Origin of the sequence: Capnocytophaga sp. oral taxon 864 (assembly GCF_002998835.1) — a bacterium.
Taxonomy (GTDB): domain Bacteria; phylum Bacteroidota; class Bacteroidia; order Flavobacteriales; family Flavobacteriaceae; genus Capnocytophaga; species Capnocytophaga ochracea.
The window spans coordinates 1,852,987-1,876,371 of record NZ_CP027232.1 but is presented as its reverse complement, the minus strand read 5'-3'; the positions used below and the strand labels follow the sequence as shown (position 1 = coordinate 1,876,371).

The following is a 23,385-nucleotide window of genomic DNA, read 5'->3' as shown; positions in this document are numbered from 1 at the left end:
ATTTGTTCAACAAGTCTGACCTATCAAAAAACGATTTTTATCACTACTCATTTCCTAATTTTCTCATTTGCTAATTAATCTGCCCCCACATACCCAACCGTGAGCCCTCGCTGGCTTTGTGCGCGACTTTTAAAACAGCTTTGCTGTTTATTTGTTTGATTTTCTAAAGATTGTAAGATTTCTGTAGTGTAAGCTACACTTTTCTTACATCCAACTCATCATAATTAACGCCTATTCAAAATATATAACACCTAATTTACAATTACGTTTGCATCACATTTGTCAATTATCAATTATCAATTGTCAATTGAAAGACTTTCTGTAGCGTAAGCTACACTTTTCTTACATCAATTTAAAACACTATAAACTCATCGCCTTTGGCTAAAGCATCGTATCGCGCTTGGTTAAAGCGATACAAAAAAGGCGAACGGTGTTTGCCTATATTTCTCTTCTCGTCTAATTTTTCTATCAGTCCTATATTAGTCATTTTCTTTACAAAATTCCGGTTATCTAACTTCTTTCCTAAAATTGTTTCGTACAGTGATTGCAGCTCTGGAATGGTAAACTTTTCAGGAAGCATCTCCTTTCCTATGGGGCTAACGTGTGAAAAGAAACGCAAGCTTAACAGCGCTTGGTCTATAATTTCTCGGTGGTCAAAAGCCATTTCAGGAAGGTTACTGATGTCCCACCATTGGCATTCTTCTATATAAAAACTACCTGTAGGTTTCACTTGGTAATAGTCCACCAAGGTAAAGAACGCTACCGATATAAAGCTGTCTAATAGCCAATGGTCTTTCGTCACCTCTTGTCCGGTAATAGTCGATAAAAGTTCAGAAGTAAAGTGAGTGTTTTTGTTCCTATCCGGATTCCCAAAAGTAAAAAACTGATGTAAATGAAGTTTTTTTAAGTTTGTACGGTAACGCACTACTCTATGAGCTGCTTTTTCCAACGTCTCGTCTTTCTTTACATAACCTCCAGGTAACAACCATCTTTCTTGAGCAGCATTCTTGAATAAAAGCACTTTCAGTTCTCTTTCGTGGTAACCAAAGATTACGTTGTCTACGCTTATATTTCTATAAAAAATCTTATCGCCGTTGAGGATATCATTTAAGATAATGCGTTCTTTTCTGTCCATTACTTGTTTTTTTAGGGCACAAAGGTATAAATAATTTGCTAATTAACTAATTAGCAAATTATCAATTAGCCAATAAGCGCTGTGTTATTTGGATAAGTTTTCATTTATTTCTATTAGAAAGCATATTTTTAACAATCTGTTATTTCATAAAAAAACAAAAAGAAACCACACATTACGTATTTTTTACGTAAAATAATTATCTATATAAATAACTAATATACAATATATTAATATCTATCTGTTACAGATATAACAAAATAAATACATTACGTATATTGTACGTAATAAATTATTTTATACCTTTGCACCGAAATAAAACAATAATAAATATAAACAAATAAAAAGGTATTTTATTTATAACACGAAAAATCTCATAACAAATTAATACATTACCGATATGAAAACGCTCATAACAAACTTCACTTCGCTTTGCCTTTTGGCTGTTACCTCAGCCTATGCGCAAGAGCCCGTCACTCAGCCTACGGATACTATAGTACCTGTGGTTACTATGGATACTGTGCCTCCCGCGCCTAAAGTAGATTCTTTACCTTCTACTTCTCCTATCACACCTAAGAAAGATATTTTAGGTAAAGATGTGAAAGAACGCGATACCGAAAACCGCAATGTGATGCTCAACGCCAGTAGTGCTACCTCTCCTCGTCAGTTGAACATTGGCTTGCCTTTTAACGGCGATATTCTTATCCTTGAGAACGACATTCCTGTAGTATACACCTTTTGGACACAAATACCTACCACCGCGTGGCGCTACGATAGCACCATAGGGCGCATCGGGATGATGTCTTTCCAAGATGGTGCTCTTACTTATGGTAAGGTGGGTTATATCGTTACTTCTTGGGACAGAGAACCAGGTCGCAAGTTGCAAGGTTATGCTTCTACTTATTTTACCAATTATGGTAGTAGCCATCTCGACGCTTCGGTAACAGCGCCTATCGGCAAAAAAGGTTGGGGCTTTATGGCAGGCTTCAACGAAACTTTTGAACGTGGTAGTGGTGGTAATTACCAATTCACTCCTTTCCAAGACCGTTTTGAAATGTTTAAAATAGGAGTCTCTAAAAAGTACAACAAAGGTTTTGTGCGTGCTTACTACAAACACGCAACCGATATACCGATGCTCGGTGCTTATAGTCCTTTTGTGTATGAAGGCAAAGGTAAAACTAAAGCTATAGATGGTTTTGATTTGGGTAAAGATGTGTATATGCCTAACGATGGACTTTTCCCTTATCAAGACTATAATACAGGTGAAACCAAACTTGGCGACCTCAATTCTGATGAAGCCTCTAAAAACATCACCAATGCTATCTACCTCACTGGTGAACACCGCTTTGATAATGGGTGGAAACTCAACTACGCCAATATGTATATGAACTCCAAAGCTGCCTTTACCATTCTATACCCTTTGAGTATGTTTATTACCGACCCCGACCAACAAACAGGTATGACTTTTAAATACGTAGGCACCAACAAAGAGTACAAAGGTGCTGTACAACTAAACTCAGTGCAATACTACCCTCAGGTAGAAATCAACACTTGGATCACTCGTTTAGAGGCTACTAAAAAATTTGACAAACACAGCCTTAGATTAGGTACTACTTATCAATATTACCGCGCTCCTGAGATACAACACAACGGTTTGTTCTATCAAACGGTAGAAGCGAATCCTAAGCGCTTAGATGCTTATGTAGGGGGAGGAACGGTTAATATTACCCCTCAATATGGTATTTTAGGAAACTCTTATGGAGGTTATAAAGTGACAAGTGATAAAAAGTTAGCTTTCTATGCTTCTGATGATATCAAACTGAACGACCGTTTCGATATTGGTTTTGGTGCTCGCATTGAGAGATATTACGACTATAGTACTCGCGATTCTTATACAAATCAATATGTGCAAAACCGTGATCTTATAAAGAAGAAATTCAAGGACTGGAACAAAGTAGGCTATTTCAACTTTGTAGCCAAAGTATCTAACGAGTTTGGTTTCTTGGGTGATATTACTTATAACGATTGGGCTGCACGCTATTGGGATAATGCTAATAACGAAAAAGACACTAATGGCAAGGAAATATTTGCGACTCCTCATACTACTACCCAAAGCGTACTGAACTACGGTGGAGGGGTGTATTGGAATCACGGCGATCTCATAAGTTTGGTGTCTAAGGTGACTCGTATCTATAAAAAGAACAATATCGCCTCTGAGTCTATCGTAAATCCAGCTAATCCCAGCGAACAAAAAACTTTCTACCCTTTGTTCTACGATATTGCTACCCTTGGTTGGACTACCGATATTATCTCTAAGCCGTTCAAGAATTTCAACTTGCACTTCCTGCTCACACTCCAAAAACCAGAGTATAAAGACTATGAGTACAGTGCCTACGGGGTAAGCTATAGCTATAACGACAAAATCATTCCTGAGCTTTCAAAAACTCTTATAGAAATAGACCCCAGCTATTTTATGCTCAAAGGCGACCTCCGCTTGTGGCTCAGTTTCCGCTACTTTGGCAATCAGTACGGTAACCCTACCAATGCGATTTCTTACAACGGTTGGTGGGAAAGCTTTGGAGGGGTGGATTATAAGCTCAACCGCAATATCGACCTTAAATTCCAAGTAGTAAATATTTTGAACGAAACAGGTATCAAAGGCGCTCTCGTAGGGGCTAATCAAATTCTCGACGATACTAATTACATAGGTCGTAAAATTGTAGCAGGTGCTATTCGTCCACGTACTTACGAACTCACTCTTAATTTCAAATTCTAAAACAGTAACATTTTTAATATTTTATCATTATGAAAAACATTCAAAAACTTTTAATCGTAGCAGTCCTCTTCTTTGCAGGATTTGCAGCTGTCCAAGCACAATCTGAAACCGAAAAATTCTTTGTAGGCAAATGGAAACTGATGGTCTATGGACTTCCTAATGGCGATACCGAGATGGTTCTCAATATCACCAAAAATAGCGATGGTTCTCTTGGTGGTACTATCGGTGGTGACGATGCCAATGCTAACAAACTCACTAAGGCTGAGATTGAAGGCAATACCTTCTATGCCAATTTCATCGGCAACGGTTATAATGTTCCTCTTTATATAGAGAAGAAAGGCGATAAAAAAGTAGAAGGCAGTATGAACGATATGTTTGATATCGAAGGTACTAAAATCAAGTAATCTTTCTTAAACCAAAGGAGGCGCTTGCCTGCGCCTCCTTTCTTACCTCTTATTTCTTAGCTTATGAAACGCTTATTTCCTTTAATACTCTTGGCAATCACCCCACTCAAGGCACAAACTCAAACCGAGAAATACTGGTTGCCGTCGGTAACTTTCTCTGCTGAAAGCTTTGCTCATCCGGCACCTCAGTTTGCCCCTTTTACTCGTTGGTGGCTACCAGGGAACGATATCACTCCCAAAGAGCTAAAACGGGAAATCAATCTCTTTGCCGACAATCACTTCGGAGGGGTGGAAATCCAACCTTTCGCTTTGGTAATGCCCACGCGTGGCAAAGGTCGTGCCGACCGTATAATGAGCTACGATACTCCTGCTTATTACGAGAATATCAAGCAAATGCTCGCTGAAGCTCAAAAACGCAACCTTATCGTCGATTTCACCAACGGCAGTGGTTGGCCTCCTGGTGGGCCACATATCGCTAAAGAAGAAGGCAATCTTACTCTTGAATTTGGCATTGCTAATCTGGGTGCGCAACCTATTGCCCTGCCAAGAGCATCACATTCCGATGACCCTACTGCTAAATTAGTAGCTGTATTGGCTGGTAAATTCCTAAATGATACTACTGCTACCGATAAAACCTTCCGTATAGACCCTAAAACGCTCATCAATATTACCGATAAAGTAAAAAACAACACTATACAATACAGCGCTCCCAAAGGGTGGAAAGCCATCGCCTTTTGGTCGGTGCCTACTCAGGAAACGCCTATGCTTATTGCCAAACGCGAAGCGGGCTACGTGTTCAATCATTTCGATTCACTACAAGTAAAGAAAAATTACGACTATCTCTTCGGTGAACGCACAGGCTTAGCCTCTTATTTTGGCAAACCCGTACGTGCGATTTTCAATGATAGTTACGAGTTCAAAGCCAACAGACATTTCTCTGATGATTTTATTCGCTTTTTCAAACAACAGCGCGGTTACGACCCTACCCCTTACCTACCTGCTAATATGTGGCGTGGTTATAACAATATGTACGAACGTATGGCACACCCTGCTAATGCTCCCTATTTTAGTTTAGGAGCTGACGATTGGCGCTTGCGTTACGACTACGACCTTACCCTTAGCGACTTATTGCAAAAACACTTTTTAAATAGCTCTAAACATTGGGCAAATGCTCGCAACCTCTTGCACCGCACTCAAACTTACGGATTTAATATGGATATAATGGCAGCGGCAGGTGCAGCTTCTATCCCCGAAGTAGAAACTATGCTTTTCTCCAAAGGTTCTGAAAATGGTTACAAACTCATTACTTCAGGGGCACACCTGTACAATCGCCCTATCATCAGTTGTGAAGCAGCCGTTTATTTTAAACGCGCTTATATGACCACCCCTCACAAACTCAAGCTCACTTTCGATAAGCTCTTCAGTAGTGGAGTAAATCAAATTATCTATCACGGTACTCCCTATCGATATTTCCCTGAGGGCTACCCAAAAGAAGGGTGGTATCCGTTCTACAATTCAGCCTTAGGTATTGATTTTTCATCGAATATCAATGAAAACAATCCTTTCTGGAAATATATTAGCCAAATCAACCAATACGCACAACGCGCTCAATACGTATTGCGTTCTGGCAAACCTCACGCCGATGTGCTGATATACTATCCTTTCTTAAACTATAGCGAAGAAGTTGCCAACCCGCGCGAGGTAATGATAGCGGGTGAGTTGAAGGATACTGAGCCTCCACTTCCTGCCGAAAACAAAAATGTAGCTTACAATCGTGTTATCGATACTGAATGGTTAAAACAGATAATGCCCCTTATTGATGAACTCAATCAACTTGGCATCACTTGGGATTGGATCAACGATGCTTCTTTACAAGAACTTTCATTGTTACACAACAAACGCCTCAGCATACGAGGAAATGAGTACCAATCGCTCATATTGTTTCGGTTGCCATATATCCAACTCAAGAGTGCTGAAAACTTACAAAAGTTAGCTAAAAAAGGAGCAAATATATTGTTGATAGGCGATGTACCTACCCAGCAACCTAACTATTTCAATTATCAGAAAAACGATATAAAAACCCAAAAAGCAATGCAGGCACTCGCTAAAACTATTGGCAGCCATCATATCAAAGAGCAAGCAGAAATGCTAAACAATTGGTATCCATCTATTCAGTTGCCTATTACGTATATGCAGCCTAACCCCACCTTGCGTCAGCAACGCCGTAAGCTCTCAGAAGGCAGTTATGCACAATTCATCTGGAACGAAAACGACAGTTGGCAAGAGGTTCACATTCAAACTGAAAAAGGTTTGGAATACGCTTATTGGCTCGATGCTACCGATGGCAGTATCCGCGTTGCCAATCTCGAAAAAGGCGCTTACCGCTATCAGTTGCCACCTTATAGCAGTATTTTCTTTATGGCTTCCAAGCAGACGACCGAGATGCCACTCAGCTCAAAAGTGCTTTACAATCCATCGGTTGCCAAAGCTATAGCTACTCCTGAAAAGTGGCATATACAAGCAGGAACTATAAAAGTAGAAAACACCGCTCTTTTCGATTGGAAAACACATTCACAGCTGAAGTACAACAGCGCTCCTGCTGTTTATACTACTGAGTTTGTAATCAGCTCACTCAGCCCTTCCAAACACTATTTCCTCAGCTTAGGCAAAGTGTATTACGCTGCCGATATAGTAGTGAATGGCAAAAAAGTGAGCTCAGAAGTGTTTATGCCTTTTGTAACCGATATTAGTCCTTATCTCCAACAAGGTAGCAACACCCTCGAAATTACTATCACAAATGCTGCTTACAACGATTTTGTAGGGCAAGCTGAAAAAGGAGAAAAAGTATTCAAAAAGCTCAAAGGCAGTGATACTATGAGTGCTGGACTTATAGGCCCCGTACAAATAATGGAACAATAAAACTTTTATAAAATGAAAAAGATATTATTTTTAGCACTTGCTCTATGTGGTTCTGTAACATTTTCGCAAGAAAGTCGCTTTTCTTTTGGAGTAAAAGCAGGAAGTAACATTTCCAATATAAACGATACAAGTCAAACAAAGTACAAAGTAGGCTTTGTAGGAGGTGTTTTTGCAAATTATAAAATACTCCCATCTCTTAGCTTGCAGCCCGAAGTACTATACTCTATGCTGGGCTATAAATCTAAGATTACAGGAGATTATGGAGGAGCTCCTGTAGTATATACTGATAATGTAAAAATGGACTATATCAGTATTCCCATAATGGTGCAATATACCTACAGAGGTTTTTATGCCGAAGCAGGGCCTCAATTTGCTTTCAATGTAAAAAACTCACTTGATTACGAAGTTTCTCTTTCTTACTATGGAAATAATGTTACTCATAGCGACAAGCTAAAAGACATTGCAAAAGATTTTGACTTTGCCATAGGTGTAGGTTTAGGATACCATATTCCTGATACAAAATTCAGTATAGGAGCTCGTTATACCTTTAGTCTCACTCCCTTTTATACCAATAAAGGTACTACCAGTGGAGGGTATAACTTTACCGACCACGAAAGTGGAAAACCTAAAAACCGTGTTTATTCATTATTAATATCATATAAAATATAACAGCTATGAACAAGATAATAACTATCACAGCAATCTTAGCCTTTTCGCTAAGCTTTTCGCAACAAACCCCTCAACTCAACAAAAACAATATCAAAGAGGTGGTAAAAGCAATGACTCTCGATGAGAAAATACATTTCGTGAGTGGTATTGGTATGAGTATTACGCAAGGAAGCGATGGTCCCGTTGCGGGTAGTATTGGAGGTAAAGTACCTGGGGCAGCAGGTGCTACAGTCGCCATTCCCCGTTTGGGTATTCCTTCAGTGATAGTAGCTGATGGGACTTCAGGATTGCGTATAGACCCTACGATCGTCAACGGTGAAAAAATCTATACCACAGCTTTTCCTGTAGGCACTTTGGTAGCAAGTACTTGGAATCCCACACTCACCACTTCGGTAGGAAAAGCGATGGGTAACGAAGTAAAAGAAATGGGAGTAGATGTACTCCTTGCCCCTGGTATCAATATTATTCGCAATCCACTCTGTGGTCGCAGTTTTGAGTATTATGCCGAAGACCCTATCCTTAGTGGAGAAATGGGAGCGGCTTTCAATCAAGGTGTTCAAAGTCAAGGGGTAGGAGTTTCTTTAAAACACTTTGTAGCTAATAATCAGGAATCTAATCGCAATGGTGTGAGTGCTTTGGTAAGTCAGCGTGCTTTGCGTGAGCTCTATTTGCGCTCTTTTGAAATCGCTATCAAAAAGTCTAATCCTTGGACGGTAATGAGCTCCTATAACAAAATCAACGGTACGTATGTTTCTGAAAATCCCGAGTTACTTACCACGATACTACGCGACGAATGGAATTTTAAAGGTATGGTTACTACCGATTGGTATTCAGGACGCAAATATGCTAACCAAGTGAAAGCGGGAAATGACCTACTAATGCCAGGGCGCAAACAAGAAGCTAAAAAAATAAAAGAAGCTCTTGACGAAGGCTCTCTCAAAGAAGCTGAACTTGATCGCAATATCGAACGTATCCTGCAACTCGTCGTTAAAACCCCTGTATTTGCTAACTATCGTTATAGTCAGCATCCCGACCTTATTGCCAATAAAGCCATCGCTCAGCAAGCTGCTGAAGAAGGTATGATTCTTTTGAAAAACAAGGCTGCTCTTCCGTTGTCAGCGGGCAAAATCGCTCTCTTAGGCAATGCTTCTTACGATACTTTCGTAGGGGGTACCGGTAGTAGTGAAGTACAAACAGCCTATACGATTTCTTTTTACGACGGACTTAAAAAAGCAGGTTTTTCGTTAGACGAAAACCTCAAAAACGCTTACCTCAACTACATCACCGAAGAAAAGGCAAAGCGCCCTAAACGTGTGAGTATCTTAGATGTTATCAAACCTGTAGAAGAGTTTCCTATAATCGAAGAACAACTTCAACAGATGTCACGCAATTGTGAGGCGGCCATCATCACTATTGGACGAAATGCCGGTGAAGGCTCCGATCGCAGTCTCGAAACTGATTATGTTCTCAACGACAAAGAGCTTGCCCTTATTAAAGCTACCGCCAGCGCTTTCCACGCTCAAGGAAAAAAGCTCATCGTTGCTCTTAATATCGATGCTTTAGTAGAGGTTACTTCTTGGCAAGACCTCGCCGATGCGCTACTCATCACTTGGTTGCCTGGTCAAGAAGCGGGGAATGCTTTTGCTAATATCTTCACCGGCAAAACGAATCCTTCAGGTAAGTTGCCTCAAACGATGGCGCTCTCTTATAACGATATCCCTTCGGCAACTGCTTTCCCTGGTACCCCAAAACGCAGTCCTTCCGAAAGTGTTTACAACGAAGGTATTTATGTAGGTTATCGCTATTTTAGTTCTTTTGGCAAACCTGTAGCCTATCCGTTTGGTTACGGACTTTCGTATACCCAATTTGAAATGAAAAAGCTCAAAGTGCCTACTAAATTTAGCAAAAAACTCAGTTTAAGTGTAGAGGTAACCAATGTAGGTGAGGTAGCAGGTAAGGAAGTAGTACAAGTATACCTTTCAGCTCCTGCAAAGTCTATGGATAAACCAGCCTTAGAGCTCAAAGCTTTTGCAAAAACTGAACTACTTAGCCCTAAACAATCACAAACACTCAGTTTTACCCTCTCCCCCGAAAGTCTTGCTTCTTTTGATACTGCACGCTCGGCTTGGGTAGTTGAAGCAGGTACTTACACTGTAAAAGTAGGCAATTCAGTCGAAAATATTTTGCAAACAGCAACTTTTACCGTACCTAAAGAAATCGTAGTAGAAAAAGTAGCTGATGTGCTCAAACCTAACAAAGCGTTCGATGAACTAAAGAGATAAAAAATGAAAACCGTATTTCTCACAGGTGCTACAGGCAATATGGGTAGAGAAGCAATGAAAGAACTCCTCAGCCGTAGCGACCGTTTTCAAATAAAAATATTAGTACTCCCTCACGAAAAGAACAAACCTTTAGTGCAAGAATGGGAGCAGAAACCCAATGTAACCATCGTTTATGGCGACCTTACCAATTACGACGATGTGCTCGAATGTGTTACAGGGGCAGACTATGTGTTGCACGTGGGCGGTATGGTTGCCCCTATGGCTGATTATCACCCAGCCCTTACCACCAAAGTGAATATTGGGGCAGCAAAAAACATCGTAAAAGCTATCCAGAGTCAGCCTAATAAAGATGCCATAAAACTCGTTTATATAGGCACAGTGGCTCAAACAGGCGACCGCAATCCTCCTATCCATTGGGGGCGTACTGGCGACCCTATCAAAATAAGTATTTACGACAACTATGCTCTTACTAAAACCATTGCCGAACGCGAGGTGATTGAATCTGGACTCAAATATTGGGTGTCGCTTCGCCAAACAGGGGTGCTCTACTTCGATTTGATGAAGAACACTAACGACCCTATTATGTTCCACGAACCTTTGAATGGTGTATTCGAGTGGGTAACTGCACGCGACTCAGGCAGAATGCTCGCCAATGCCTGCGAAGATAGTGTGCCTGAGGATTTTTGGTGTCGTATTTACAACATCGGGGGAGGTGAAAAATACCGTTCTATGAATTGGGAGTTTATGCAAATGACCAGCAGCTTGGTAGGCGTAAAGGACTTTCGTAAGATATGGGAACCTAATTGGTTCGCCACCCGCAATTTCCACGGACAGTGGTATCTTGATTCCGATGAACTCGAAAAATACCTGCATTTCCGTTCAGGGTCGTTAGAAGAATTTGTTGCCGAAATGAAAGAGCACGCACCTAAAGCCGCTAAATTAGCAAAATATATCCCGTCGTGGGTAATTAAAAACCTCGTGTTTAAACCTGTTGCCAATAAGCCTTTTGGTACTTTGTATTGGTTCAAACACCATCGCGAAAACCGCATCACTGCTTTCTTTGGATCTAAAGAACAATGGGAACAAATCCCCTCTTGGGAACACTTTACTTTTGAGCAGGCGTCTAAAGAACCTAAAAAGTTAGATCACGGCTACGACGAGAGCAAACCTAAAAGCGAATTAGACCTCAGCGATATGCAACAAGCAGCAGCCTTCCGCGGAGGTAAATGCCTCTCTACCGAAATGCAAAAAGGAGACCTCAAAACAAAATTGGAATGGGAATGTGCCTGCGGTCATCACTTTCAGGCGAGCCCTACACTTGTTTTGCTCGGTGGACATTGGTGCCCTGAGTGCCTCCCTATGCCTTGGAATTACGACGAGGAAGCCAAACGCAATCCTTTCTTTGCACAAGTTTGGACTCCCCTCCACAATCCCGATGAACACAACGTATACGAGGCTTCTATTTTAGATGAATAACAAAAACAAAGTATTATGGCAAGGTGTTTTTTTCTATCACTTGTACTGCTGTTAGCTTTTTCAGTGAACTCGCAAGCTCAAAAAGCAAATTCGCTAATCTTCAATTTAAAAACGGGAGAAATATTTCAGCCTGTATTCAATAATACCTCTCTTGAGGACTCGCCTACTTATCTCGAAGTGTTCCTGCCCGAGAAAGCTAAAGCTAATGGCAGAGGGTTGTTTATCTTCCCTGGAGGAGGTTACGCTTTGGTGGCTTATGGTCACGAAGGTAGAAGTTGGGCACCCTTTTTCAACGAACAAGGAATGGCTGTTTTTGTGCTCAGATATACATTGCCAAAAGGCAACAGAAGTCGCACTTTTAATGATGTCGTTTCAGCTATGAATATAGTGAAGACCAATGCAACTCAATGGGGAGTCGACCTCTCTCAAATAGGGGTAATAGGTTTTTCAGCAGGAGGACATTTAGCTGCTACAGTAGCTACTCATTTTACCGAGCCTATTAAGCCTGCTTTCCAAATTCTATTCTATCCTGTTACCACTATGGAAGCGGCCTATACTCACGCAGGGTCTCGAGAGAACTTGCTCGGGAAAACCCCTTCTCAAGCACTTGTAGACGAGTATTCTAACGAAAAACAGGTTTCGGCTACCACACCACCTGCTATTATCATCGCTGCTGCCGACGATCAAGTGGTGCCTATTGAAAATAGTCTAAACTATTTCAAAAGTCTCAATGAAAAGAAGATTCCTGTGTCGCTTCATATTTATCCTATAGGTAATCACGGTTGGGGATATAGCAAACAGTATAAATACCACGAGGCGATTCTAAAAGAACTTTCCCTTTGGCTACAAACAACCCTTAAATACAAACAACAATGAAAAACCTATTCCTTCTTTTTGCTTTTCTCAGTCTTTCGGCAGTAGCTCAAACAGTAACCCCTGAGTTGCTCACTAAAAACTGGCGTGCTTTCTGGGTGTATGTACCTAATACTGACCCTAATGACTATGGCGTATATCACTTCCGCAAAGTGCTCTCGCTCGAGGCCAAACCTGCTACTTACGTAGTTCACGTCTCTGCCGACAACCGCTACAAATTGTTTGTAAACGGTCAGTTAGTCTCTTTAGGTCCCGCTCGTGGTGACCTCTATCATTGGCATTACGAAACAGTAGATATTGCCCCTTACCTACAGCAAGGTAACAATGTGGTAATGGCTACCGTGTGGAATGATGGCAAGCACAAACCTTTGGCGCAAATCAGCTCACGGACAGCTTTTATACTGCAAGGTGATAGCAAGGCCGAAAGTGCTTTGAATACAAATGCTTCTTGGAAGTGTGTGCACGATACTGCTTATGCGCTTGTAAAACCCAACGCTATAGGATTTTTTGTAGCTCCTTATGGCGAGTTTATTGATATGAACAAAGCTGTGCTCAATAGCGAAAGCCCTGAGTACAACGATAGTCATTGGGGAAAAGCTGCTACTATAGGCGCAGGGCTACCTAAAGGAGTCAATACGATGGGCGCTAACGACTGGATGCTCGTTCCTTCTGCCATTCCTCAAATGGAACGCACTCCTCAATACGGACTCAAAGTCAGAAAAACTGAAGGGCTCACTCTCCCTAAAAAAATGCCTGTTGGCAAACTCAACTTTACCGTCCCTGCAAACACAAAAGCTACTATACTTTTAGACCAAACTTTTAATACCAATGCCTACCCCGTATTGCAATATAGCGGTGGCAAAAATGCAACTATCGCGCTCAAATATGCCGAAGCTCTTTACGATAACAATTACGATAAAGGCAACCGTGATGAAATAGAAGGTAAAAAGCTACAAGGGGTTACCGACAGCCTGATTGCCAATGGGAAAAAGCAACAAACTTTCACCCCCTTATATTGGAAAACCTTCCGCTATCTACAACTCTCGGTACAAACGAGTAGTGAACCTATTACTATCGAGCAACTCTACAGTCTCGCAACGGGCTATCCTTTCCAAAGAGCAACTACTTTCTCTTCCGATGATCCACAGCTCACTCAAATACTAAATATCGGTTGGCGTACCGCTCGTATGTGTGCGATGGAAACTTATATGGATTGTCCTTACTATGAACAATTACAATACATAGGCGACACCCGTATACAAGCGATGATTACCTACTACAACACTACCGACGATCGCCTTGCACGTCAAGCTATCAACGCTATTAGCGATTCTCGTTTGGCAGAAGGTGTTACCCAAGGGCGCTATCCAGCCTCGGGCGATAATATCATTTCTACTTTCTCACTGATGTGGATAGGAATGTTGCACGACTATTACCTCTATCGCCCAGATAGTAGTTTTGTAAAACAGCACCTGCCTGCAATGCGCCAAATTCTCTCTTTTTACGAAAGTTATACCCAACCCGATGGCACCCTCAAGAACGCCCCCTATTGGAAGTTTGTGGATTGGCCTGAGAATGCCAAAGGCTGGAAAATGGGTGAACCTCCTCTCAATCCCGATGGCGGTAGTGCCGTGTTAGACCTCCAACTGCTATGGGCATACCAATGGGCAAATGAGTTAGAAATGGCGCTTGGCAATAGGGGTTTACAACAGATGTACCAACAGAAAGCTGCTCAATTGGCTCAGAGTATTCGCGACAAATATTGGGATAACACTCAACAACTTTTCGCCGATACCCCTGCCAAAAAGAACTACTCTCAGCACACTAACACTTTGGCGATTCTCACTGGCCTTGTAGAGGGACAAGCCGCTCAAGACCTTTTCAAACGAATGATGAACTTCCCTAATATTACACGGGCTTCTATCTATTTCCGTTACTATGTAAATCAGGCACTTGCCAAAGTAGGTTTAGCCGATGAATACCTACAACAATTGGACGTATGGCGCGATTATCTCAAACTTGGTATGACTACTTGGGGTGAAGATTCTAATATCAAAGCTACCCGCTCCGATTGCCACGCTTGGGGAGCCAGCCCCAATATAGAATTTTATCGTATGCTATTAGGCATAGATACGGCTGCCAAAGGTTTTGCCGAAGTGAAAATAGCCCCTCATTTAGGTACCCTTAAAGAAGTGTCTGGCTCTATGCCACATCCTTACGGCACTATCAAAGTAAGTTATAAATTGGATAAAAAGGGAAAGCTCAATGCTAATATCACCCTACCCGAAAAGCTCAAAGGTACTTTTGTATGGAAAAACACAACAAAAGAACTCAAAGCAGGGAATAATACTTTTACAGAATTAAAATAACCTTTTTTACTATGAAACATCTATTTTTTACAATTGTTGTACTATTGTTTTGTATTCCGTCTAACGCACAGCGATTAACCCCTTTGTCAAAAAACCGATTGTTTGTAATGACAGATATAGGAAACGAACCCGATGATTCACAAACAATGGTAAGGCTAATGCTCTATAGCAATGTAATAGATATTGAAGGCTTAGTTGCTTCTACAAGTATCCACAAAAAAAGCCCTCCTGAAGTGTCGATGATACGGCAAATTATAAAAGCTTATGGAGAGGTAAGACCTCATTTGTTGAAACACGAAAAAGGATTTCCTACCGAAAAACAATTGCTAAACCTTGTAAAAGCAGGGCAGCAAGAGTATGGAATGAAAGGAGTACAAGAGGGTAAAAACTCCGAAGGCTCCGATTTGCTTGTAAAAGCAATACTAAAAGAAGATAGCCGTCCTTTGTGGATTTCTGCTTGGGGTGGAGTGAATACTTTGGCTCAAGCTCTCTTGCAATTGCAACAGTCAAAAAGTAAAAATGAAATGGATAAACTTATTAAAAAACTTAGAGTTTATACTATTTCCGACCAAGATGATGCTGGATTTTGGATACGCGAGAATTTCCCCGATTTGTTCTATATTGTAAGCCCTAATAGCTATCAATCTTCTACTTGGATAGGAATGGCTCAACCCTTTAAAGGCGCTAACAACGAGGTGATAAGCAATAGTTGGATCGAAAAAAATATCCAACAAGGAAAAGGTAGCTTAGGTAGAATGTATCCTGATGTAAGCTTCGGAATGGAAGGCGACACCCCTTCTTGGTTAGGATTGATACCCAATGGACTAAATAATATGGAACATCCCGACTGGGGCGGTTGGGGAGGTCGTTATCAATACTATCAACCCGAGTTTGACCCTAATGAAAGATGGCTCTTCGAGTTAAAACCTGAATCTCATCCCATCTGGACTAACACCGATGATACTTACACCCCCTTAGTTAAAGCACAATGGGGAAAAACAATAGTGCCTGATAGTATCAAACCTATTGTAAGCAACCAAGTAACTATATGGAGGTGGAGAGAAGATTTTCAAAATGATTTCGCTGCAAGAATGGATTGGTGTGTAAAAAACTATAAAGAGGCTAACCACCCACCTATTGTTAAACTATCACACCCCGAAACATTAACTGTAAAATCAGGAGAACATTTTGAATTAGACGCTCGATTAACTGAAGATCCCGACGGTGATGCCCTCTCCTTCTATTGGATGCAATATCCAGAAGTAAGCTCTTATAAAAGAAAAATAGTTAGAGAACCCTGCAATGTGTCTTGGTTATTCGATATGAAAGCCCCTAAAGTAACTAAACCCGAAACAGTACATATTATCCTAAAAGTAACCGACAAAGGAAGCCCTCAACTCACTCGATATAAAAGAGTAATTATAAATATATTACCAAAATAAAAACCATATTATGAATACAACCCTCAGCATCCTCCTAATGGCAATAGGCAGTATTTGTGCCGCCAGTTTTTATGTGCCTATCAAGAAAATCAAAAATTGGTCGTGGGAATCCTATTGGCTTGTACAAGGTGTCTTCTCGTGGCTTGTAGTACCCGTACTCTTTGCCTATCTCACTACTCCGCAAGGTCTTTTTAGTGAAATCTTTGCCACTATCCCCTTAAAAGTGTTGCTTCAATCTGTAGCTTATGGAATGCTTTGGGGTATCGGTGGACTCACCTTTGCACTGAGTATGCGTTATCTTGGGGTCGCTTTAGGGCAATCGATCTCTTTAGGACTCTGTGCAGCGGTAGGTACGCTCATTCCTCCTATAATAGCAGGTGAGAACCTCTTAGCGAGCCGTTCGGGTATATTGATGCTGGCAGGGGTAGTAATTTCTTTGGTAGGTATTGCTGTGATAGGTTATGCTGGGCATCTCAAAACCAAAGAGATGACCCCTGAACAACGCCGTAAAGCCGTAGCTGAGTTCGCCCTCAAAAAAGGAATCTTCATTGCTGTAGTAGCAGGGGTGATGAGCGCTTGTTTCAACTTTGGACTTTCGGCTGGTAAACCTATACAGCAACTCGCTCTTGCACAAGGAAGCAATCCGTTGTTTGCTAAAAATCCTGTGATAATGTTCGTTACCTTTGGAGGCTTCCTTACCAATATGCTGTATTGTCTTTTCCTAAATATAAAAAACAAAACAGGTAAAGACTATCTTTCAGTGTCTGCTACTACCCTGTGTAACAATCTCTTTTTTGCTGCTCTTGGTGGAACACTTTGGTACTTGCAATTCTTCTTTATGGGGATGGGAGAGAGCAAACTCCCTGCCGAGATGGTAGCTTTCAGTTGGAGTATCTTGATGGCTATGAATATTGCTTTCAGCAATATATGGGGTATTTTTCTCAATGAATGGAAAGGAGTGCGTATGAGTACGATTACTGTGTTGGTTGTGGGAATTATCATCCTGATTCTTTCAACTTTTGTAATTAAATTCTAATATTAAAAATAAAAGAAATATGAAAACTGGAAACATTAAAAAAGCGTATGAACTCGCTAAAGAAATGTATGCAGCTATAGGTGTAGATACCGATGCTGCCCTCAAAGCAATGAAACAAGTGAACATCAGTTTGCACTGCTGGCAAGCCGACGATGTAGTAGGTTTTGAATCATCACAACAAGCCCTTAGCGGGGGCATTCAAGCTACAGGTAACTATCCCGGTAAAGCGACTACTATTGCTCAATTGCGCCGAGATATAGAGGAAGTATTGCGATTGCTCCCTGGTAAACAACGCCTGAACCTCCACGCTATCTACGGAGATTTCCAAGGAGTTACTGTCGATAGAGACCAGATAGAGCTCAAACACTTCCAGAGCTGGATCGACTGGGCTAAACAGTTAGGTATTGGTATCGATTTCAACCCTACTTGTTTTTCTCACCCTAAAGCGGCTACAGGTTTTACTCTTTCGAGTAAAGACGAATCTGTTCGTCAATTTTGGGTAGAACACGTGAAAAGAAGTCGCCGTATCGCTGCCGAAATAGGCAAACAGCTCGGTTCGCCTTGTGTAAACAATATTTGGATTCCCGATGGTTCTAAAGATATGCCTATTGATAGGAATGCGCATCGTGCCCTCCTTAAACAATCGTTAGACGAAATCTTTGCCGAAGAATTTCCTAAAGCACACCTCTTAGACGCTGTAGAAAGCAAACTCTTTGGGATAGGGGTAGAGGCAATGACTGTAGGTTCTAATGAATTCTATTTGGCGTATGCCGTAAAAAACAATAAGATGGTGTGTTTAGACAACGGACACTTCCATCCTACAGAACAAGTAGGCGACAAGATTTCGGCTGTATTGCAGTTTGTTGATGAAATTCTCTTGCACGTTACTCGCCCTGTGCGTTGGGATAGTGACCACGTGGTTACTTTCAACGATGAAATTCAGCTCATCGCTCAAGAAATTGTACGCAATCACTACCTCAGTCGCGTGCATATTGGTTTAGATTATTTCGATGCCAGCATTAATCGTATAGGTGCTTACGTTACGGGCGTGAGAGCTGCCCAATTAGCATTCCTCTTCGCTCTGCTCGAACCTACCGAAAAGCTCAAGGCTTTAGAAGAAAAACAGCAGTATTTCGAGCGCCTTGCGTTTCTCGAACTTCTAAAAACTAAACCTTTTGGAGCGGTATACGACTATTGGTGTATGTTAAATAACGTACCAGTAGCCGAAGATTATATCACTGACATTCAGCAATACGAGAACACCGAACTAAAGAAAAGACTATGACCGATGTAATCGCTATATTCGATATTGGTAAAACCAATAAAAAAATGTTGCTCTTCAGTGAAAACCTCTCTCTTGTAGCACAACAAGAGAAGGTTTTTCCTGAAATTACTGATGACGACGGCTTTCCTTGTGATGATATCGATGCAATGACCTCTTGGATTTACAACTCACTCAATAGGGTGGTTAAAGAGGGGGAATACCGCATCAAAGCGCTCAATTTCACTACTTATGGTGCTACTTTGGTGTATTTAGATGAAAATGGAAAACGACTTACCCCTTTGTACAACTACCTCAAAGAGATGCCTAAAGAAGTATTAAACAACTTTTACGAGCGTTACGGAGGAATAGACGAATTTAGCCGTCAAACCGCTTCTCCTGCCTTAGGAATGCTCAATGCCGGCTTACAAGTCTTGTGGCTCAAGCGACAAAAGTCAGAAGTATTTGCTCGTGTAAAGCATATTCTGCACTTTCCTCAATACCTCAGTTATCTCTTTACAGGCAAAATCACCTCCGAGTACACTTCCATAGGTTGCCATACAGCTATGTGGGATTTTGACCACCAGCAGTACCACCCTTGGCTCGCCGATGAACAACTCACTCTCCCTACGCCTGAAAGCAATTTGAACTTGCAGTCCGTTGTAATAAATGGCGAGGAGGTACAAGTAGGCAGTGGCTTGCATGACAGTTCTGCCTCGCTGATTCCTTACTTAGAAACTTCTAAAAGTAAGTTTATACTGATTTCTACTGGTACCTGGAGCATCTTTATGAATCCTTTTAATCACGAACCTCTCACCGAAAACCAACTGAAGAATGATGCGCTGTGTTTCCTTTCGGTAAAACAAAAGCCTGTAAAATCGTCACGTTTGTTTATGGGGCATATCCACCAAGTAGAAGCTGAACGCTTAGCCGCGCAATACCAATTGCCTGCTAATAGTTACAAAACGGTACAAGCCGATGAAACTATATTTAGAGATTGCCTTAGCCAGAAGAAGCCAAGCAACTTCAATGAAGCCTATCACGCTTTAATGCTCAATTTGCTGAAATGTTCGGTAGAGAAAATGCAACTCATCAGCGAGAATAGTGATTTTGAGTCTATATACATTACAGGAGGCTTTGCGCGCAGTCCTTTGTACACACGTTTGCTGGCAACTTATTTCAGCGATAAGCAAGTGTACGTTTCGCAAATAGACAACGCTACTGCCTTTGGAGGGGCTTTGCTCACCTCAGCAGCAATGGGCAACGTAATTCCTCCTATCAACTTAGGACTCAAACAAATCACTCCTTTTCACCTTTTAAACCTTTACGACAATGAATCACAAAACTCTTGATAGCCAAATGCTACACCCCAAAGAACAAATAGTTATTGCAATGACCCGCATCTATGAACGCGGGCTCACTACCCTCTCTGGCGGAAATATCTCGGTAATAGATGAAGCTGGGGACTTGTGGATTTCCCCTTCGGGCATCGACAAAGGCAACCTCACCCCCGATGATATTATGTGTGTAAAAAAGAATGGAGAAATAGTGGGTAAACACAAACCCTCATCAGAATACCCTTTCCACCGCGCAATTTATCAAATGCGCCCCGACCTCAAAGCGCTTATCCACGCTCACCCCCCCGCCTTAGTATCGTATAGCATTATTCGCCAAAAACCTGAAGCTAATCTCACCTTGCAAGCAAAAAGAACTTGTGGTGAGATAGGTTATGCACCTTATGAGCTCCCTGGTAGTGAGGCATTGGGAGCTGTCAATGCCCAGCAGTTTAGCAACCCCAAAGTGAAAGCTATCATAATGGAAAACCACGGGACTGTACTTGGTGGCAGTGATATAGTAGATGCCTACGCGCGATTTGAAACCTTTGAATTTTGTGCGGCTATGGGGCTTTATAGTAGCTTGATAGGCAAAGCACAACCCCTTACCGATGAGCAGATAGACAGTTATTATAACCAATTGCCTACTACAAAGCCTACTTATCCCACTATGTCTTATACTTCTGTAGAAAAAGCATTGCGCAGCGAGATTTGTAAGCTTATCTACCGCGGTTGTAACCACAACCTGATGTTCAGTAGTGCAGGCACAATTTCAGCGCGTACCGAGGGTAACGATTTTCTGATTACTCCTGCGCAAACCTCACGTTGGGAACTTACTCCTGCTCAATTGGTGCAGATAAAAAAAGGCAAAGCCGAAGCTGGCAAAACCCCCAGTGAGTACACTTGGTTACATCAAAAAATATACAATGAAAACCCCGATGTGAATGCTATCATTTGCTCACAACCGCCCTATTTGATGTCCTTTGGCATTACCGATGAGTATTTCAATGTGAGAACCATCCCCGAAAGCTGGATTTTCTTACAAGATGTACACAATGTACCTGTAAGTTCTTTATGGCAAGAAAATGAGGGGGAAGACATAAGAGCGTTTATCAAAAAAGGAAGTACTGCCGTAATAGTGCGCAATGCCACTGCTGTAGTAGTAGGTGCTTCACTAATGAAAGCCTTCGACTATTTGGAAGTAGCCGAATGCAGCGCGAAATCTATCGTACAAGGGATAAGTATGGGCAAAATGGTAGCCATCAACGATGCTCAAGTAGCAGAATTGCGCGAGTATTTTAAGGCTGTGATGAGAATCTGCTAAATAAATTAACAAATATATGCATTCTAAATTTAGCCAAAGTTTCTATTTGTCCGAGAGGTTCACCTTGCCTATTGTGCTACGCCCCCCTTGAAGGTAGCCAACGAGAGCTCGCAACTGGGTATGTGCACTAGGAAGAGGTTTGCCTCCTTTTCTAGCTTGTCCCCCTTCGGGGGTTCGGGGGCTTACCGAATAAATGACTCGCCACATTCCCCCTTTTGAAGATAGCCAGCAAGAGATTTTCATCACATTTCCTTCGTCATTTGCCTCTCGTCATTCGTCATTTCTTTCGCTTTCCCGTCACTACACTCCCCCTTTGAAGGGAAGTCCGCGAGAGCGGAGTATGTGAATAGGGGGATATTATCCCTATTGCCTATGGCCTAAGGCCTATCACCTCTTCCCTTTTCTTTCGTATCGAAACCCTCTTTTTAACATTTTTACCCGTGTTGTATTACGCTATTATTCAACCATTTATATACCCTTTCTATACCAATCGTCCAAGATTCGTATAAGCTTCCTATAAGCTCTCTATAAGCTAACCCCACCCTCCTTACACTCTTTTTTCACCAAAAAGCCCCCCTCCTCTCTTCCGAACTTCTCCGATATCTTCCGAACCCCTCAATCCTCTACATTTGCTAATCTGCTAATTTAACAGCCCCCACATACCCAGCTGTGAGCTCTCGCTGGCTTTGGCTCGCACTGCCTGTGCGGCTCGCACCTTTGGCAAAGTTAATTATCAGCATTTCTGGCATTATTGGCATTATTTGGCATTATCAGTATTATTTCTTACCTTTGCCCCACTTTGTTAATTATCAATTGTCAACTGTCAATTATTATGAGAGTAGTTATCACCGGAATGGGTATTTATTCCTGTATAGGCACTTCACTGGGCGAAGTGCGCGATTCGTTATATCAAGGAAAATCGGGTATTGTTTTCTTGCCCGAACGCAAAGAATACGGCTATCGGTCGGCGCTGACAGGATTTGTAGAAAACCCCGACCTAAAAGGACTCTTAGGTCGTCGCGAGCGTATTTCTATGGGACAAGAAAGCGAGTTCGCCTATATGGCAACCCTCGAAGCGCTTAAAAATGCCGGTATCGATAGCGATTTCTTACAACAAAACGAAGTGGGAATCCTCTACGGCAACGACAGTGTAGCCGAGTCGGTAATTCTTACAAACGATAAGATAAGAGAGAAGAAAGATACTACCCTCGTAGGCTCTGGGGCGGTATTCCGTACGATGAACTCTACCGTAACGATGAACCTCTCTACTCTCTTCCAATTGCGAGGGGTAAATATGAGTATCAGTGCCGCTTGTGCTAGTGGGTCGCATTCGGTAGGCTTAGGCTACTTGCTTATCCAAAGTGGTATGCAAGACTGCGTAATATGTGGCGGAGCTCAAGAAATCAATAAGTACAGTATGGGCAGTTTCGATGGTCTTGGGGTCTTCTCAATGCGTGAGGACGAACCCACTTTGGCTTCTCGTCCTTTCGATGCCAGTAGAGACGGCTTAGTACCCAGTGGAGGGGCAGCTACTTTGGTGTTGGAGAGTTACGAGTCGGCGATGAGGCGTGGGGCAACCCCAATTGCTGAGGTGGTAGGCTACGGCTTTTCGTCTAATGGCGGACATATCTCTACACCCAATGTAGAAGGACCTGCCCGTGCTATGGCACGCGCCCTCAAAAATGCAGGAATACAAGCCAGTGAAATCGACTATATCAATGCGCACGCCACTTCTACCCCCATAGGCGATGCCAACGAAGCAAAGGCAATTTATGAGATTTTTGGCAGTAATATTCCTGTGAGTTCCACCAAATCAATGACCGGACACGAGTGCTGGATGGCAGGAGCTAGCGAAGTGATATATTCAGTACTGATGATGCAAAACAGCTTTATTGCTCCTAATATCAATTTTGAAACCCCCGATGAAGCTTCTGCTAAGCTAAATATTATTCCCGAAACTGTAGAACGCCCTATTAAAGCCTTTTTGAGCAACTCTTTTGGCTTCGGAGGTACTAATTCTGCTTTAGTTGTGAAGAGCATTTAGAATAAGCCTCACAAACAATTAAAAAATATCAGAAGCCCCCTTTG

At 41.9% G+C, this 23,385-nt stretch carries 15 protein-coding genes; 14 read left to right on the top strand and 1 reads right to left on the bottom strand.

All coding sequences use genetic code 11. From position 1 onward, the window contains the following. Positions 1-352: 352 nt before the first annotated feature. Entirely contained in the window at positions 353-1,135 is a 783-nt protein-coding gene (locus C3V44_RS08285) for an NUDIX domain-containing protein (RefSeq protein WP_009410470.1), read from the bottom strand. A gap of 397 nt (positions 1,136-1,532) precedes the next feature. Here C3V44_RS08285 and C3V44_RS08280 point away from each other — a divergent pair, with 397 nt between their 5' ends. From C3V44_RS08280 to C3V44_RS08210, 14 genes are all read left to right on the top strand, one after another. Next, positions 1,533-3,908, top strand: coding sequence for a hypothetical protein (locus tag C3V44_RS08280; protein WP_129588184.1), 2,376 nt, complete (start codon positions 1,533-1,535; stop codon positions 3,906-3,908). A 29-nt stretch (positions 3,909-3,937) separates the two neighbouring features. Continuing rightward, complete coding sequence (locus C3V44_RS08275; RefSeq protein WP_106096145.1) at positions 3,938-4,312, top strand: hypothetical protein; 375 nt, start codon at positions 3,938-3,940, stop codon at positions 4,310-4,312. Between the two features lie 63 nt (positions 4,313-4,375). Continuing rightward, the gene (locus tag C3V44_RS08270) at positions 4,376-7,231 is read left to right on the top strand and encodes a glycosyl hydrolase (RefSeq protein WP_106096144.1); all 2,856 of its coding nucleotides are present in this window, start codon (positions 4,376-4,378) and stop codon (positions 7,229-7,231) included. 12 nt (positions 7,232-7,243) lie between these two features. Beyond that, complete coding sequence (locus C3V44_RS08265) at positions 7,244-7,900, top strand: porin family protein (protein ID WP_106096143.1); 657 nt, start codon at positions 7,244-7,246, stop codon at positions 7,898-7,900. A 5-nt stretch (positions 7,901-7,905) separates the two neighbouring features. Then, positions 7,906-10,182 (top strand): glycoside hydrolase family 3 protein, encoded by a 2,277-nt coding sequence (locus C3V44_RS08260; protein ID WP_106096142.1) that lies wholly within the window; start codon positions 7,906-7,908, stop codon positions 10,180-10,182. A gap of 3 nt (positions 10,183-10,185) precedes the next feature. Next, on the top strand, positions 10,186-11,658 hold the full coding sequence (locus C3V44_RS08255; protein ID WP_106096141.1) for an NAD(P)-dependent oxidoreductase: 1,473 nt from the start codon (positions 10,186-10,188) through the stop codon (positions 11,656-11,658). A gap of 15 nt (positions 11,659-11,673) precedes the next feature. Continuing rightward, on the top strand, positions 11,674-12,534 hold the full coding sequence (locus C3V44_RS08250; RefSeq protein WP_106096140.1) for an alpha/beta hydrolase: 861 nt from the start codon (positions 11,674-11,676) through the stop codon (positions 12,532-12,534). Then, complete coding sequence (locus C3V44_RS08245) at positions 12,531-14,900, top strand: family 78 glycoside hydrolase catalytic domain (protein ID WP_106096139.1); 2,370 nt, start codon at positions 12,531-12,533, stop codon at positions 14,898-14,900. Before C3V44_RS08250 ends, C3V44_RS08245 begins: the two co-directional genes overlap by 4 nt. Positions 14,901-15,007: 107 nt before the next feature. Then, positions 15,008-16,342, top strand: a complete 1,335-nt coding sequence (locus C3V44_RS08240; protein WP_106096138.1) for a DUF1593 domain-containing protein — start codon at positions 15,008-15,010, stop codon at positions 16,340-16,342. 10 nt (positions 16,343-16,352) lie between these two features. Continuing rightward, positions 16,353-17,378, top strand: coding sequence for an L-rhamnose/proton symporter RhaT (rhaT, locus tag C3V44_RS08235; protein WP_106096137.1), 1,026 nt, complete (start codon positions 16,353-16,355; stop codon positions 17,376-17,378). A gap of 19 nt (positions 17,379-17,397) precedes the next feature. Then, complete coding sequence (locus tag C3V44_RS08230) at positions 17,398-18,663, top strand: L-rhamnose isomerase (RefSeq protein ID WP_106096136.1); 1,266 nt, start codon at positions 17,398-17,400, stop codon at positions 18,661-18,663. Next, positions 18,660-19,991 carry an FGGY-family carbohydrate kinase gene (locus tag C3V44_RS08225; RefSeq protein WP_106096135.1) on the top strand — a complete coding sequence of 444 codons (1,332 nt, stop codon included), beginning with the start codon at positions 18,660-18,662 and terminating at the stop codon, positions 19,989-19,991. Before C3V44_RS08230 ends, C3V44_RS08225 begins: the two co-directional genes overlap by 4 nt. Next, on the top strand, positions 19,972-21,297 hold the full coding sequence (locus C3V44_RS08220) for a class II aldolase/adducin family protein (protein ID WP_106096134.1): 1,326 nt from the start codon (positions 19,972-19,974) through the stop codon (positions 21,295-21,297). Before C3V44_RS08225 ends, C3V44_RS08220 begins: the two co-directional genes overlap by 20 nt. An 832-nt stretch (positions 21,298-22,129) precedes the next feature. Then, on the top strand, positions 22,130-23,341 hold the full coding sequence (locus C3V44_RS08210) for a beta-ketoacyl synthase (RefSeq protein ID WP_106096133.1): 1,212 nt from the start codon (positions 22,130-22,132) through the stop codon (positions 23,339-23,341). Positions 23,342-23,385: the final 44 nt, after the last annotated feature.